We start from the raw sequence: 15,699 nt of genomic DNA, 5'->3' as shown, positions 1-15,699 counted from the left end.
CCCTTTGGTCCAGATTTGTGATGCGGATCCTGAAATATCCGACATAGAGTGGCGAAACCGGTCGGCCCGCCCTAGCTAAAAACAACGGGAAGGCAACGGCTTAAGTCGGCAAGACCTGTATAGGGCGATAAAGAGGACAGCATGGGAATCAACCAGGGTCCGATCAGTCTCGATCAAAAATACACGCAGGAAACCGGACACGTCTTCACCACGGGCATCCAGGCCCTGGTCCGCCTGCCCATGGCCCAGATCCGGCGCGACCGTGCAGCGGGGCTCAACACCGCGGGCTTCATCTCCGGTTATCGCGGCTCGCCGCTCGGCGGCTACGACCAGCAGCTCTTTGCCGCCCGCAAGCATCTCGAACAGTACAACATTAAGTTCCAGCCCGGCGTGAACGAGGATCTGGCGGCCACCGCCGTCTGGGGCTCGCAACAGCTTAACCTCTCGCCCGGCGCGAAATATGACGGGGTGGTCGGCATCTGGTACGGCAAGGGCCCCGGCGTCGATCGCTGCGGCGACGTGTTCCGCCACGGCAATGCCGCAGGCTCGGCCAAGAACGGCGGCGTGCTGTGTCTCGCCGGTGACGACCATGGCGCAAAATCCTCGACCGTCCCGCATCAGTCCGACCACGCCTTCATGTCGGCGCTGATGCCGTATCTCTATCCCTCGAGCATCCACGAGATGATCGAGATGGGCCTGCTCGGCATCGCGATGTCGCGCTATTCGGGCTGCTGGGTCGGCATGAAGGTGATCACGGAGACGGTGGAGACCACCGCCGAGATCGACCTTACCGACGAGATGAAGCCGTTCATCATTCCGACCGATTTCGAGATGCCGCAAGGCGGACTCAATCTGCGCTGGCCCGACGACCGCTTCGAGCAGGACCGCCGCCTGCAGGACTACAAGGGCTTTGCCGCGATCGCCTTTGCGCGCGCCAACAAGGTCAACCGCATCACCATGGATTCGCCGAACGCCCGTTTCGGCATTATGGCGTCAGGCAAAAGCTATGAGGACGTCCGTCAGGCGCTGCGCGAGCTCGGCGTCACCGAAGAGGTCGCTGCCAAGATCGGCCTTCGCCTCTACAAGATCGGCATGCCCTGGCCGTTGGAGCCGGAAGGCGTGCATGAATTCGCCGTCGGCCTCGAAGAGATATTCATCGTTGAAGAGCGCCGCGAGATCGTCGAGAACCAGGTCAAGCAGGTGTTGTTCAACTGGCGCGACGACGTGCGCCCGCGCATCGTCGGCAAGATGGACGAGCACGACAAGCGCTTTTTGACCTTCGCCGCCGAGCTCAGCGTTGCCTCGCTTGCGACCTCGCTTACCGAGCGACTTCTCAAGCTCGATCTCAACCCCGAGATCGCTTCGATGCTCCGCGCCAAGGCCGACTGGTTCAACGGCCGTCAGGCGAGCCAGATGCAGGCGGTCGCACCTGTCTCCCGCACTCCGTATTTCTGCTCCGGCTGTCCCCACAACACCTCGACGAAGGTCCCCGAAGGCAGCCGTGCGCTCGCCGGCATCGGCTGCCACTTCATGGCGCTGTGGATGGACCGCTCGACCGAGACCTTTACGCATATGGGCGGCGAGGGCGTGCCGTGGGTCGGCATCGCACCCTTCACCAACGAGAACCACATTTTCGCCAATCTCGGCGACGGCACCTATTTCCACTCGGGCCTTCTCGCCATCCGCCAGGCGGTGGCGTCCAAGACCAACATCACCTACAAGATCCTCTACAACGACGCGGTAGCCATGACCGGCGGCCAGCGCCATGACGGCGATCTCTCGCCGCAGCAGATCACCCATCAGCTCCACGCCGAAGGCATCCGCGAAATCTATCTTGTCTCGGAGGCGCCCGATGCCTATCCGGCCAGCACCATCGCGCCGGGCGTGAAGCTCTATCATCGCGACGAGCTGCAAAACGTCATGAAGATGTGCCGGGAACACAAGGGCACATCGGCGATCGTGTTCGTGCAGACCTGCGCGGCCGAAAAGCGCCGCCGCCGCAAGCGCGGCCTGATGGAAGATCCGGCACGCCGCGTCATGATCAATCCTGCGGTCTGCGAAGGCTGTGGCGATTGCTCGGTGCAGTCGAACTGCATCTCGGTCGAGCCGCTGGAGACGGAGTTCGGCCGCAAGCGCGCCATCAACCAGTCCTCCTGCAACAAGGACTATTCGTGCCTGAAGGGCTTTTGCCCGTCCTTCGTCACCGTCGATGGCGGCAAGCCACGCCACCGCGCGCCGGCTGAGCTTGTCGATATCGGTGCGCCGCCCGAGCCGGCGTCGCGGCCGACACTCGACAAGCCCTATAACATCGCGGTCGGCGGCGTCGGCGGCACCGGCGTTCTCACCATCGGCGCGCTGCTCGGCATGGCCGCCCATATCGAGGGCAAGGCCTCGATGATCCTCGACATGTCGGGCCTTGCACAGAAGGGCGGGGCGGTGCTCAGCCATGTCCGCCTGTCGGATCACCCCGCGGAAGTGACCTGCTCGCGCATCGTCACCGGCACGGCCGATCTCGTGCTCGCCGCCGACGAGGTGGTCGCGGTCGCCAAGGACACGATCTCGCTCTGCGATTCCACCCGGACCCGCGGCATCATCAACAGCCACGTCATTCCGACCGCCGATTTCGTCCTCAACCGCGACTTCAATTTCCAGACCCGCAAGCTGAATGGGCTCTTGGAAACCGCGCTGCACAAGGACTCGGCCTTCTTCGATTTCACCAAGCCGGCCGAGCAGCTGCTCGGCGACAGCATCGCCACCAACATGATGATGATGGGCTACGCCTATCAGAAGGGCCTGTTCCCGCTGTCGGCGGAATCGATCGAGCAGGCGATCGAGGTCAACGGCGTCTCGATCAAGATGAACAAGGAGGCCTTCCGCCTCGGACGCCTCGCGGTCGCCGATCCCGCGCGTCTTGCCGACATGCTGAAGGGCACGGACCAGGTCGCCGCGCCCAAGACGCTGGAGGCCATGACGCTCGATGAAGTCATCGAGCACCGCGCCAAGCACCTCGCGGCCTATCAGAACAGCCGTCTCGCCAAGCGTTATCGCAGGCTGATCGACCAGGTGCGCGACGCCGCGGTGAAGGGCGGTTATGGCGATGCGTTGCCGCGCGCGGTCGCAGTGAACTACGCCAAGCTGCTGGCCTACAAGGACGAATACGAAGTCGCGCGCCTCTACACCGACGGCGCCTTCGCCCAGCAGCTCCGCGACCAGTTCGAGGGTGACTTCAAGTTCAACTTCAACCTTGCGCCGCCGATCCTCGGCGGCGGCCTCGACGCGCTGGGACGTCCGAAGAAGCGCGCCTTCGGCCCCTGGATGCTGAACGTCTTCGGCGTGCTGGCGAAACTCAAATTCCTGCGCGGAACGCCGCTCGACATCTTCGGCCGCAGCGCCGACCGCAAGCTCGAGCGTGATTTGATCGCAGGCTACGAGAAGGACGTCGCCACCGTGCTCGGCCTGTTGTCGCCGGTGACGATCGACACCGCCGTGGAACTGCTGTCGCTGCCCGACCGCATCCGCGGCTACGGCCCGGTGAAGGAGAAAGCTGTCGCGGACGCAAAGATGCGTTACGCCCAGCTCGCCGCAGATCTCGCCAACCCGCCGCCCGCGCCGAGGCAGATCGCGGCGGAGTAGGGCGGTTCCGTAGGTGCTGTAGGGCGGATTAGCGAAGCGTAATCCGCCACTTCCGTTGCCCAATACGGCGGATTACGCCTTCGGCTAATCCGCCCTACGGCAACGGACGACAATTCATCCGTTTGACAAGAGTTGTGGCCGCGCGATATCAGCAACTTGCGATAGTGAAGCGCGCCGGGCGATGCGCGCCGTGCGCTATGCGGGGCGATGATCGATGTCATTGCGCACTGTGTTGATTCTGTTTTTGGCCGTCGGTGTGTTGGCGGCGTTGGGGATGTTCTGGAATCAGCATGCCATTGAACGCGTCATGCGCGATGGCTATGGCACCACCGGCAAGATCATTTCGGCCAAAGCCGTCTCGCCGCGGTTTCCGTTCGTGTTTGACGGCGGCTGGCCGCGCTATGTCGACGAAAATCTGTCGATCGGATTGCAGTGGACCGGCAGGGATGGCGTTCAGCGCGAGCGCACGGGCATAGCGGTCAGTGCTGCCTATGCGGCGCGGATCATGGTTGGCAATCAGCTCAAGCTCCTGACGATTCCCATTCAGGCTGTTGACGACGATTCATCGCTTCCGGTCATTGTCGAAGATCTCGACGACCATCTGAGCCATATCCGGTCCACGTCCAGGTTCTTGGCGGCGGGAGCGGGCGTTTGCGCCGTGCTCGTGATGCTCGTGATCGGATGGCAGGCATGGTCGGCGCGTCGCGGCGGGCCGGGGAGCGCGACGATCGCCGCCGGAGCAAGGCGTCCCTTTCCTTACATCCTCGGGACTCTGACTGCTGTGATGCTTCCATTCGGCGGCTACATGCTGGTGAACTCCTACATTGAGCAAAGCACGTTGAATGAGATCCTCGCCCATGGCGATGAAGCCACTGCCGATGTTACCCGCGCCTACGGCGAGGTGAACAAGGCCGGCGAGGCCGCGAGCTATCTCGTTGCGCTGGCGTGGACCGACAAGAGCGGACGACAGCAGACCTACGGACCGACCCATATCAGCCCGGCCTTCTGGCGGCAGATCACGCGCAACGGCGTCCAGACCGTCAGGCAGACCAGGATCCGCTATCTCACGGGCAGATCGGATGCGCGGCCCCTGATCGTCGACGACGCGGCCGAGCGCCAACACCAAGACAGTTTTGGCGTGAAGGGAGGCGCTGTTTTTTTTGTCTTGGGCCTGATAATGGCCGGGCTGACCGCGTTCCGTTATCGCGCGCGCCCGAGCACCGCCTCGTAGCGAAGAGTCTGTCACCCGTCGTATCGGACGAGCGAGCAATGTTCACAGCCCTTGATGCGCCTCCCGATCGGCTCGATAAGCACGAGCAGAATTTCGTCGAGAAAGTTCGCAATCACGGCTGGTTCGGCACGCATGTCTTCCCCGATGGCGAAGGACCGGGCTTCGCCTACACGACCGGCTTCTGGCTCAAGTTCAGGTTTCCGGAGATGATCGTGTTTTCAATGGGGCAACAGACCGCCCAGGATACGTTCTGGACGATCTACCACGAACTCGACGCAGGACGGCGACCGCCGGTCGGCGAGCCCACCGATGCGCTGTTTCAGAATGGCGCCGCCATGCTCCTTCCGGTGGCGTTGCAGCACTACCGCTCGCATCTCGGATGGAGCAGATGGTTCTACGGCAATGACGAGTTCGAATGCCTGCAAGTCGTGTACCCCGATCGCGACGGGCATTTTCCCTGGGCTGCGGAGGCATCCGCTGAAGCCCGTGCCGCACAGCCCGACCTGACGGAAGGCAACTGGTTGGGACGGCGCAAGGTCTCGTAGGGTCGTAGGGTGGGCAAAGGCGCACAGCGCCGTGCCCACGGTCCGGTAGACGTGGGCACGCTGTCGCTTTGCCCACCCTACGACTGCGACACCACCCCTTGTATTGCCCATCGGGCAAAACACCCACGCTGTGGGTCAATCCGCACGCGCAAAAACATTCCACTTTACCGAAATTCGGAATTGTCGTATCGATCGGCCACCTCATCCCAGTCAGAGGGGCGTATCGCGATCGTCACGAAACGCGGGGTGAGTGGCGGTGGACGCGGGCTGCGTCGCGCGGGCGATTGTCTCGTGCACGACGGGCGCGGTCTCGCGTACGGCAAAATCGTGTGGTCCTGACGCCCGGGGTCTGTGCGTCAAGTCTTGCGATCGCTCGCAAGGCGACGGGGGCAATAGTGCATCGCTCCCCGGGGAGAGCGCGACATAAGCCGTAAAGCCACTGCGCAGGGAAGGCCGGATGTTGGGCTTCACCTGTATGCCGCTGTGCATCTGTTCTTCGCGCAATTCGCGCACAGCGGACCGTGGGTGCCCAGCCGGCACCCGGTCTTCCCTGCGCCCTCTGTTCATGGAGGGAGCGAGACGGAAGCAAAGCTCGGGCGAAACATGCTGCGAGAATGCGGGGGCGTGTCTGCAGGACAAGGTCTCGTGCCCCGGACGCTGCGCAGCACGAAGTGATGCGCTGCTGAGCCGGGGCCCATCTCGCAACGAAAACGCGGCCGCATGGGTCCCGGCTCTGCGCAGCAACGCTGAAGCGTTGCAGCGCGTCCGGGACACCAGAACATACCCCACTTGCGCCGAACCGCAGCCCTCTCGCGGGGCGGAATATTTCCGCGCTTGCCAACAGGGCCACCGCGGTTCAGAAAAAAGAGCCAAGAAGAAACGCCAGCGGAGACCTGAAGTTTGACCATCAAGGGCAAGGCCTACATTGCCGGGATCTACGAACACCCGACCCGGCATGCGCCGGACAAATCCACCGCCCAGCTCCACGCCGAGGTCGCCAAGGGCGCGATCGAGGATGCCGGGATCAGTAAGGACGACGTCGACGGCTATTTCTGCGCGGGCGATGCGCCCGGCGGCGCCTGGCCGATGGTCGATTATCTCGGCCTGAACACCAAGAAACTCCGCCACATCGATTCCACCGAGACCGGCGGCTGTTCCTACATCATCCATCTCGGCCATGCCGCTGAGGCGATCGCGGCGGGCAAGTGCTCGATCGCGCTGATCACGCTGGCCGGCAAGCCGCGCACCGGCGCGATGCCGCCGCGCGCGGCCGGCGCCGAGCTCGATTTCGAGTCCGCTTACGGCGCGACCACGCACAATGCCTACGGCATGTGTGCCATGCGCCATATGCACGACTATGGCACCACCTCGGAGCAGCTCGCCTGGATCAAGGTCGCAGCCTCGCATCACGCGCAATACAATCCGCATGCGATGCTCAAGGACGTCGTCACCGTCGAGGACGTCCTTAACTCGCCGATGATCTCCGATCCCCTGCATCGCATGGATTGCTGCGTCGTCTCCGACGGCGGCGGCGCGCTGATCGTGACCACGCCCGAGATCGCCAAGAGCCTGAAGAAGCCACTGGTCAAGCTGATCGGTCATGGCGAGGCGATGAAGGGCCCGCGCGGCGGCAAGGATCTCGATCTCACGTACTCCGCCGGCATCTGGTCCGGCCCGCGCGCGTTCGAGGAAGCCGGCATCACGCCGAAGGACATCAAATACGCCTCGATCTACGACAGCTTCACCATCACGGTGCTGATGCAGCTCGAGGACCTCGGGTTCTGCAAGAAGGGCGAGGGCGGCAAGTTCGTCGCCGACGGCAATCTGATCTCGGGCGTCGGCAAGCTGCCGTTCAACACCGACGGCGGCGGCCTCTGCAGCAACCATCCCGTCAACCGCGGCGGCATGACCAAGATCATCGAGGCTGTCAGGCAGCTGCGCGGCGAAGCGCATCCGAAGGTGCAGGTCAAGAACTGCGATCTCGCCATCGCCCACGGCACCGGCGGCCTCCTGGGCGTTCGCCACGCCGCCTCGACGGCCATTCTGGAGCGCGTGTGATGGTAGATGCAAAGAAATATCCGGCTCCGGTGACGAACCCCGAGACCGCGGCGTTCTGGGATGCGGCGAAGCAGGGCAAGTTCATGATCAAGCGCTGCACGGCGTGCGGCGAAGCGCATTACTTCCCGCGCTCGATCTGCCCGTTCTGCTATTCGGACAAGACGGTGTGGGAGGAAGCTTCGGGCGAGGGCACGATCTACACCTGGAGCCTGATGCGGAAATCGCCGACCGGCCCTTACGCGATCGGCTACGTCACGCTGAAGGAGGGGCCGTCGGTGCAGACCAACTTCGTCGACTGCGATCTCGAGAAGCTGAAGATCGGCCAGAAGGTGAAGGTGGTGTTCAAGCCGACCGACGGCGCACCGCTGCCGTTCTTCACGGTGGCCTGATTGCTTTCTTCCTTCTCCCCTTGTGGGAGAAGGTGGCGCAAAGCGCCGGATGAGGGGTTCTCTCCCCAGAGAGACTTTTTGCCGAGGAGCCAACCCCTCACCCAAACGAGTTTGCCGCACGGCTCTCGCAGCCCTCTCCCACAAGGGGAGAGGGCACTTCGACTGGCAGCGGCGCATAAGAATCCGGAGAGGAAACCAAAAAAATGTCCGCCAGATACGACGAACTGAAAGGCCTCAAAAACCTCGGCCAGAAATACGCCTACAGCGATCGCGAGGTGATGCTCTACGCCTATGGCATCGGGCTCGGCGCCGATCCGATGGACGAGAAGGAGCTCGCTTTCGTCAACGAGGGCACGCTGACGCCGCGGCCGCTCAAGGTGGTGCCGACGTTTGCGTCCGTCGCCGCGTGGGGCGCAGGTCCCGGCGAGATGAATCTCAACCGCGTCATGGTGGTCGACGGCGAGCGCGACATCACCTTCCACCAGCCGCTGCCGGTGGCCGCCAGTATCACCGCCGACTCCTCCGTCGTCGAAGTCTACGACAAGGGCAAGGACAAGGGCGTCGTCATCGCCCACCAGACCGTGCTCAAGAACGAGAAGGGCGAGAAGCTTGCGACCCTCGTCGCCTCGCGCTTCGCTCGCGGCGACGGCGGCTTCGGCGGGCCGAGCCTGACCCAGCCCGATCCGCACGAGATCCCCTCGCGCAGCCCCGACACGACCATCGACATCACCACGCGTCCCGACCAGGCGCTGGTCTATCGCCTCTGCGGCGACCGCAACCCGCTGCACAGCGATCCGGAGTTTGCCAAGAAGGCCGGCTTCCCGCGTCCGATCCTGCACGGCATGTGCACCTACGGCATCACCTGCCGCGGCGTGCTGCAGACCTATGCCGACTACGACGCGAGCGCCTTCCGCCAGCACGTGGCGCGGTTCTCCTCGCCGGTCTATCCCGGCGAGACCGTGACCATGGACCTCTGGAAGGACGGCAACACGATCTCGTTCGAAGCCAAGGTGGACGCGCGCGGCGTCACCGTGATCAAGAACGGCAAGACGGTGCTGGGTTAGCGCAGTCTCGTGCCCCGGACGCAGCGCAGCGCGCCTTCGCGGTGCGCTGCAGAGCCGGGGCCCAGAGCCGCAACAAAGAACTGGGTCCGGCTCTGCGACGCATCGTTTCACGCTGCATCGCGTCCGGGACACGATAAAAACAAAACAGGGAGAAGCCACCATGGGACTACTCGACGGCAAGGTCGCGCTGATCACGGGTGCAGGCGGGGGGCTCGGTGAGGCCTACGCGAAGTTGTTTGCGCGCGAAGGGGCCTCGGTCGTCGTCAACGATCTCGGTGGCCCCCGCGACGGATCCGGCGCCGACAAGTCGATGGCGCAGCTTGTGGTGGACTCGATCAAGGCCGAGGGCGGCAAGGCGGTCGCCAACGGCGCCGACATCTCCACCATGGAGGGCGGCCAGTCGGTATTCGACGACGCCATCAAGCACTTCGGCCGCGCCGACATCCTGGTCAACAATGCCGGCATCTTGCGCGACCAGACCTTTCATAAGGCTTCCGAGTCCGACTGGGACAAGGTCATCAAGGTGCATCTGAAGGGCACCTTTTGTTGCACTATGCCGGTGTTTCGCTGGATGCGGGAAAATGGCGGCGGCGTCATCGTCAACACCGCCTCGACCTCAGGGCTGATCGGCAATTTCGGCCAGACCAATTACGGCGCGGCCAAGGGCGGCATCTGGGGCCTGTCCAACGTGCTGGCGATCGAGGGCCGCAAGTACAACATCCGGATCTGGACGCTCGCCCCCGGCGCCCTGACCCGCATGACCGCAGACCTGCCCCGCTATAAGGAGAACCCGGGGGCGGCGCTGGGGCCGGACGGCATCGCGCCGGCCGTGCTATACATGGTCAGCGACTTGTCGGGCGACCAGACCGGCAAGGTGCTGGGCGTGTCCGGGCCCCGCGGCGTGCGCGAGATGCGGATGATGGAAATGGAAGGCTGGAAACCGCCGCACACGGGCTGGAAGGCCCAGGACATCGCCGATCACGCCAAGGAGATCTTCTTCTCCGAGGAGCAGATCAAGATGGGGGCGCGGCGGTTTTAGCCATGGTCGTCCCGGGGCGTGCGAAGCGCGAACCCGGGACCTCGAGATTCCGGGTTCGATGATCACGCATCGCCCCGGAATGACGAACAAAGGGATATTGGACTTATGAAACTGACCGCCGACGCCAAGGGCACCTTCGCAATCGCGCCGACGCCGTTCCACGACGACGGCCGGATCGACGAGCGCTCGATCGACCGCCTGACCGATTTCTACGAGGAGGTCGGCTGCGACGGCGTCACGGTGCTGGGCATCCTCGGCGAGGCGCCAAAGCTGGACGCGGCCGAGGCCGAGCAGGTGGCAGTGCGCTTCGTCAAGCGCGCCAAGAAGATGCAGGTAATCGTCGGCGTCTCCGCGCCCGGCTTTGCCACCATGCGCTCGCTGGCCAAGGCCTCGATGGATGCCGGCGCGGCCGGCGTCATGATCGCGCCGCCGCCGTCGCTTCGCACCGATGACCAGATCGTCGGCTATTTCAAGCAGGCGGCCGAAGCGATCGGGCCGGATGTGCCCTGGGTGCTGCAGGACTATCCGCTGACGCTCTCGGTGGTGTTCACCCCCGCCGTGATCCGCAAGATCGTCATGGACAATCCGAATTGCGTGATGCTCAAGCACGAGGACTGGCCGGGCCTGGAGAAGATCACGACGCTGCGCGGCTTCCAGAAGGACGGTTCGCTCCGTCCGCTCTCGATTCTCTGCGGCAATGGCGGCACGTTCCTGGACTTCGAGATGGAGCGCGGCGCCGACGGCGCCATGACCGGCTACGCCTTCCCGGAGCTTCTGATCGACGTCGTGAACCTCTCCAAGGCCGGCAAGCGCGATGCCGCGCATGATTTGTTCGACGCGCATCTGCCGCTGATCCGCTACGAGCAGCAGCCCGGCGTCGGCCTGACCATCCGCAAATACGTGCTGCAGAAGCGCGGCATCATCGCCTCCAGCGCCCAGCGTAAGCCCGGCGCGACCATCACGGCGACGGCGAAGGCGGAGGTCGAGTACCTGCTGTCGCGCGTTGCCCGTGTCGACAAGCGCGCCAATCTCGGCCCGCAATCCAGCGCCGCAGGTTAGTTGGATGGCCGAAACATCAGCATCACGTCCGGCGTCGACGATCCTCCTGCTGCGCGATGGCGCCAAGGCCGACGGCAAGGGCCGCGGCGAAATCGAAGTCTTCATGATGGTCCGCCATCATCAGATCGAGTTCAACTCGGGCGCGCTGGTGTTTCCCGGCGGCAGCGTCGATGCCGGCGACAACGAGATCGTCGCGCGCTCCGACCTGTATTCGGGCGGTGAAGGCCTCAGCGAGGCGGATCGCGGTTTTCGCATCGCTGCGATCCGCGAGACCTTTGAGGAGAGCGGCATCCTGCTGGCGCGGTCAAAGGGGACGGGCGCGCCTGTCGATGCCAGGCGTGCCGGCGAGATCGCCGACAAGCACCGCGTCGCGCTCAACGAGCACAAGGTCAGCTTCCTGAGCATCCTGGTCGACAACAACCTTCAGCTCGCGCTCGAGACGCTGGTGCCTTACGCGCACTGGATCACGCCGGAGGGCATGCCCAAGCGTTTCGATACCTGGTTCTTCCTTGCCGCCGCGCCACCCGACCAGCTCGGCGCCCATGACGGAAGGGAGTCGACCGATTCGATCTGGGTCTCACCGCGCGAGGCGGTGGAGGGCGGCGAGAGTGGCCGTTTCAAGCTGCCATTCCCGACCACGCGCAACCTGATTCGCCTTGCGAAGCAGGGCAGCGTGGGCACCGCCCTGGACCATGCCCGCGGCATGTCGATCGTCACGGTGATGCCCGTCATGACCAAGACCGAAACCGGCCGCCAGCTGCGCATCCCCCGCGAAGCCGGCTATGACGGTGAGGTGTTCGAGGTCGGGGCGGTGGGCTAATACACTTCGACACGTAACGAACTATCTGCGACCGCGGACGCGCTAGGTTCCGTCCCTGACAACGGGACGGGGCGCGCGAAATGGACAGCCGGCAGGACACCAATATCGCCGTCGAGCTGGCGCTCCTGGTCGCGCTCGCAACGCTCTGGGGCGGCTCCTACACTTTCATCAAGCTTGGCGTCGCCACGATCTCCCCGATTACCTTGATCGCGGCGCGGACCACGATCGCGGGCCTCCTGCTGCTCGTCGTGATGTGGGCGCGCGGCATCAGGATGCCCACGGACGCCGCGACCTGGCAGCGCTTCGCCTTCCAGGCCGTGCTCAACAGCGTCATCCCCTGGACGCTGATCGCCTGGGGCGAGCGCCATGTCGATGCCGCGCTCGCCACCATCCTCAACTCGGCGGGCCCGATCTTCACCTTCCTGCTCACGGCGGTCGTCACTCACCACGAGGCGACGACACCGCGAAAGCTGTTCGGCGTGGTCGCCGGCATGGCCGGCATCCTGCTGATCGTCGGCGTCGATGCCTTCCATGACATGGGCAGCGGGATCATTGCGGAGGCGGCCATCGTCGCCGCCACCATCTGCTACGCCTGCGCCGCGATCTTCGGCCGCAGCTTCAAAGGCCTCGATCCGATGGCGCCTGCAGCCGGCTCGCTGCTGGCGGGGGCGGCGGTCCTGATCCCGGCCTCGCTCGTGGTCGAGCAGCCCTGGACGCTGTCACCGTCGCCGAGTTCGCTGCTGGCGCTGCTCGCGCTCGCCGTGTTCTCGACGGCCGCGGCGTTTGCGATCTATTTCCGCCTGATCCAGACCCTGGGCTCGGTCGGCACCACCGCACAGGCCTATCTGCGGGTGCCGATCGGGGTTGCCATCAGCGTCGCCTTCCTCGGCGAGAGCCTGAGCCGGACCGCCTGGATCGGGCTTGCCTGCGTCGTCCTCGGCGTCGCCGCCATGACGATCCCGGCCCGGAGGCAGGCAAGCGTCAAACCGTCATAGATCGGGGGAAGGGGGCTCCGAGCCCACAATATTAAGGATAATCGGCGGCCCGAGGCATGTTTCCCCGGGGCCGCAATACGTCGTATATTGGGCCTCCAATATCCCGGTCCCTCAAAGCCCAATGTCCGCCGAATTGACGCCGACCCCTGAGAAAAAGCGAACATTCTCGCTCTCCATCGGCCAGCTCACTTTCGGCAGCTTCCTGTTGGTGCTGGCGGTGATCATCGTCACGTCGACCGCGAGCGTGATCGCGATCCGGCACATCGACACCACCTTCGCCGAGCTGCAGCGGCTCCAGAGCGTCGGCGACCTCGCCGAGGACATCGATCGCCGCATGAACGAGTTGCGGCTTGCCGCGCGCGACTTCGTCACCGATCCCGGCGCCGGCATCCAGTTCAAGCAGGTGGGCGAGGCGGCCTCGACGCTCAGCGACATCCTGAAGAAGACCCGCATCGAGCTCGCGCCCGAGCAACAGGACATGATCGACGGGGTCACCGAGCGGCTTGCGACTTATCGCAACGGCCTCGAGCGGATATCGACCCTGATCGATCGCCGCGCCCAGCTGCTCGCCGGCCTGCCGCCGCTGCGCGAACAGTTCGATGTGGCTGTCTCCGGTGCCGCCGACCGTGAGCTGGCCTCGCGCCTGTCGGAGGCGCAGAGCCGGATCGCGCTCGGGCTGCTGGCGCGCAACCCGTCCGCGGCGCAGCAGGCCGCGCAGAACATGCGGGCCCTGAACATTGGCGATGCCAGGCTGAAATCGGCGGTGAACGATTATGCCGAGGCCATCATGGCCGTGGCCGTTCGCGAGCGGCAGATCGCCGACATCGACCGCGAGGTGCTGGGAACCGAGGGGCGGCTGATCGGTCGCGTCACCGAATTGCTGCGCGAAGTCAGCGACCGGCGCGGCCACGTGCTGTCGCGCGACTTTGCCCGGACGCTGACGGAAGCGCGATGGCAGAGCATCGTGCTCGGCACCATCGGAGTTCTGATCGGTATCGCCGCGGCGTTGTTCGTGGTGCGCAGGACGGTGCGCCCGCTCGCCCAGATCGCCCGCTCTATCCGCGCGCTTGCGGCGGGCCGGAAAGACACCTCGATCCCCTCGGCCGACCTCGACAACGAGATCGGCGACATCGCCCGCGCAGCCGAAGTGTTCCGCCGCGCGCTGGAGGAAGCCGACACGGCGCGCGAGGCCGCGGTGCGCGCGCTCACCGAGCAGCGCCTCGCCGAAGAGAGCTACCGAAAGCTGTTCGAGGGCTCGGTCGACGGCATCTACGTCACGACGCCGGCCGGCGATCTGCTCAACGCCAATCCGGCGCTGGCGCGGATGATGGGCTATGACAGCCCGCAGCACCTCATCGACAGCATCAACGACATCGCCCACACCATCTACGTCCATCCCGAGGCACGCGTCGAATACCAGCGGCTGATGGCGCGCGACGGCATGGTGCGCGAGTTCGAGTACCAGGTGCGCCAGCGCAGCGGCAACATCCTGTGGCTCTCCGACAGCGCCACCGGCGTGCGCGACGAAGCGGGCAACATCGTCCGCTATGAGGGCACGCTGCGCGACATCACCGACCAGAAGCGGGCGGAAGACGCCATCGCCGAAGGCCGGCGCTTGCTCCAGCAGGTCATCGATACCGTGCCCGCGGTGATCAACGTCAAGGACCGCGACCTGCGCTATGTGCTGATGAACCGCTACATGGCCGGCATCTTCGGCATCGAACCCGGCGACGCGCTCGGCCGCACCACGGCCGACCTGATGTCGCGCTATGGCGCGGCCAAGACCGACGAGAACGACAAGCGCGTGCTCAGCATCCGCAAGGGGCTCGGCTTCTATGAAGAGGAGTACAAGGACTCCTCCGGCAACATGCGGCAATGGCTGGTCAACAAGCTGCCGCTGCTCGATGCCGAGGGCGAGATCGAGCGGATCGTCACCGTGGCGCTCGACATCGGCGAGCGCAAGCGCGGTGAGCAGGAGATGCGCAAGGCCAAGGAGTCCGCCGAGACCGCGCTGCGCAATCTGCGCGAGACCCAGGCCTCGCTGATCGAGGCCGAGAAGCTCGCCGCGCTCGGGCGCCTCGTCGCCGGCGTCGCGCACGAGGTCAACAATCCCGTCGGCATCAGCCTCACGGTCGCCTCCGCGCTGGAGCGCAAGACCGCGATGTTCACCGCCGAGGTCGAGCGCGGCGAGCTGCGCCGCTCCACGCTCAACGACTTCCTCAACACCAGCCGCGACGCATCCTCGCAGCTCGTCTCCAATCTCAACCGCGCCGCCGAGTTGATCCAGTCGTTCAAGCAAGTCGCCGCCGACCGCAACTATTCGGATCAGCGCAGCTTCGATCTTGGCGACCTCACCGAGCAGGTCGTGATGAGCCTGAGGCCGGGCCTGCGAAAGCACAATCTGACGCTCAATGTCGAGTGCCAGCCCGATCTGACCATGAACAGCTATCCGGGCCCGTACGGCCAGGTGCTGACCAATCTGTTTCTCAATTCGGTGGCGCACGCTTTTCCGGACGGGCGGCCGGGGACCATCGACATCCAGGTTCGGGAGTCCGGCAAGGACAATGTCGAGATCATCTTCTCGGACAATGGCTGCGGCATGTCGCTCGACGTCCGTCGCCGTGCCTTCGATCCGTTCTTCACGACGCGGCGCGACCAGGGCGGCACGGGACTTGGACTGCATATCGTCTACAGCATCGTCACCAACCGGCTCGGCGGGCGGCTCGATCTCGATTCCGAACCGGGCAGCGGCACCCGCATCCAGATCATCCTGCCGCGCACGGCGCCGCTGGAGCAGGCTGCGGAGTAGCTTCTATTGTTTGAGCATGATCTTTTCGGAAAACCGCAGCACACTTTTCCGGATCAT

11 protein-coding genes are annotated in these 15,699 nt (G+C 64.7%); all 11 read left to right on the top strand.

All coding sequences use genetic code 11. From position 1 onward, the window contains the following. The first annotated feature begins 141 nt into the window (after positions 1-141). The 11 genes from GA0061098_RS15745 (at position 142) to GA0061098_RS15690 (ending at position 15,642) form a co-directional block, all read left to right on the top strand. A complete protein-coding gene (locus GA0061098_RS15745; protein WP_091957366.1) occupies positions 142-3,633 on the top strand; it encodes an indolepyruvate ferredoxin oxidoreductase family protein in 3,492 nt (1,163 codons plus the stop codon). Positions 3,634-3,847: 214 nt separating this feature from the next. Beyond that, on the top strand, positions 3,848-4,864 hold the full coding sequence (locus GA0061098_RS15740; protein WP_091957364.1) for a hypothetical protein: 1,017 nt from the start codon (positions 3,848-3,850) through the stop codon (positions 4,862-4,864). Positions 4,865-4,902: 38 nt separating this feature from the next. Beyond that, a complete protein-coding gene (locus GA0061098_RS15735; protein WP_091957362.1) occupies positions 4,903-5,409 on the top strand; it encodes a DUF4262 domain-containing protein in 507 nt (168 codons plus the stop codon). Positions 5,410-6,309: 900 nt separating this feature from the next. Then, on the top strand, positions 6,310-7,467 hold the full coding sequence (locus GA0061098_RS15725; protein ID WP_091957358.1) for a thiolase domain-containing protein: 1,158 nt from the start codon (positions 6,310-6,312) through the stop codon (positions 7,465-7,467). Then, complete coding sequence (locus tag GA0061098_RS15720; protein ID WP_091957356.1) at positions 7,467-7,856, top strand: Zn-ribbon domain-containing OB-fold protein; 390 nt, start codon at positions 7,467-7,469, stop codon at positions 7,854-7,856. Before GA0061098_RS15725 ends, GA0061098_RS15720 begins: the two co-directional genes overlap by 1 nt. A 203-nt stretch (positions 7,857-8,059) precedes the next feature. Continuing rightward, positions 8,060-8,920 (top strand): MaoC family dehydratase, encoded by an 861-nt coding sequence (locus tag GA0061098_RS15715; RefSeq protein WP_091957354.1) that lies wholly within the window; start codon positions 8,060-8,062, stop codon positions 8,918-8,920. Positions 8,921-9,080: 160 nt separating this feature from the next. Further along, on the top strand, positions 9,081-9,959 hold the full coding sequence (locus tag GA0061098_RS15710) for an SDR family oxidoreductase (RefSeq protein ID WP_091957352.1): 879 nt from the start codon (positions 9,081-9,083) through the stop codon (positions 9,957-9,959). 105 nt (positions 9,960-10,064) lie between these two features. Further along, a complete protein-coding gene (locus GA0061098_RS15705) occupies positions 10,065-11,018 on the top strand; it encodes a dihydrodipicolinate synthase family protein (RefSeq protein ID WP_018322313.1) in 954 nt (317 codons plus the stop codon). A 4-nt stretch (positions 11,019-11,022) separates the two neighbouring features. Further along, the gene (locus GA0061098_RS15700) at positions 11,023-11,838 is read left to right on the top strand and encodes an NUDIX hydrolase (RefSeq protein ID WP_091957348.1); all 816 of its coding nucleotides are present in this window, start codon (positions 11,023-11,025) and stop codon (positions 11,836-11,838) included. Between the two features lie 80 nt (positions 11,839-11,918). Continuing rightward, the gene (locus tag GA0061098_RS15695) at positions 11,919-12,833 is read left to right on the top strand and encodes a DMT family transporter (protein ID WP_091957346.1); all 915 of its coding nucleotides are present in this window, start codon (positions 11,919-11,921) and stop codon (positions 12,831-12,833) included. Positions 12,834-12,954: 121 nt separating this feature from the next. Beyond that, the gene (locus GA0061098_RS15690) at positions 12,955-15,642 is read left to right on the top strand and encodes a PAS domain S-box protein (RefSeq protein WP_091957343.1); all 2,688 of its coding nucleotides are present in this window, start codon (positions 12,955-12,957) and stop codon (positions 15,640-15,642) included. Positions 15,643-15,699 lie beyond the last annotated feature (57 nt).

The organism is Bradyrhizobium shewense, from assembly GCF_900094605.1.
Lineage (GTDB): Bacteria > Pseudomonadota > Alphaproteobacteria > Rhizobiales > Xanthobacteraceae > Bradyrhizobium > Bradyrhizobium shewense.
This window is presented reverse-complemented; position numbering and strand designations above follow the sequence as displayed.

What these genes read in the sequence shown, in the direction of transcription:
- GA0061098_RS15705 (WP_018322313.1), top strand. Translation starts at nt 10,065, where the DNA reads ATGAAACTGACCGCCGACGCCAAGGGCACCTTCGCAATCGCGCCGACG.
- GA0061098_RS15745 (WP_091957366.1), top strand. Translation starts at nt 142, where the DNA reads ATGGGAATCAACCAGGGTCCGATCAGTCTCGATCAAAAATACACGCAG.
- GA0061098_RS15740 (WP_091957364.1), top strand. Translation starts at nt 3,848, where the DNA reads ATGTCATTGCGCACTGTGTTGATTCTGTTTTTGGCCGTCGGTGTGTTG.
- GA0061098_RS15715 (WP_091957354.1), top strand. Translation starts at nt 8,060, where the DNA reads ATGTCCGCCAGATACGACGAACTGAAAGGCCTCAAAAACCTCGGCCAG.
- GA0061098_RS15700 (WP_091957348.1), top strand. Translation starts at nt 11,023, where the DNA reads ATGGCCGAAACATCAGCATCACGTCCGGCGTCGACGATCCTCCTGCTG.
- GA0061098_RS15690 (WP_091957343.1), top strand. Translation starts at nt 12,955, where the DNA reads ATGTCCGCCGAATTGACGCCGACCCCTGAGAAAAAGCGAACATTCTCG.
- GA0061098_RS15710 (WP_091957352.1), top strand. Translation starts at nt 9,081, where the DNA reads ATGGGACTACTCGACGGCAAGGTCGCGCTGATCACGGGTGCAGGCGGG.
- GA0061098_RS15720 (WP_091957356.1), top strand. Translation starts at nt 7,467, where the DNA reads ATGGTAGATGCAAAGAAATATCCGGCTCCGGTGACGAACCCCGAGACC.
- GA0061098_RS15695 (WP_091957346.1), top strand. Translation starts at nt 11,919, where the DNA reads ATGGACAGCCGGCAGGACACCAATATCGCCGTCGAGCTGGCGCTCCTG.
- GA0061098_RS15735 (WP_091957362.1), top strand. Translation starts at nt 4,903, where the DNA reads ATGTTCACAGCCCTTGATGCGCCTCCCGATCGGCTCGATAAGCACGAG.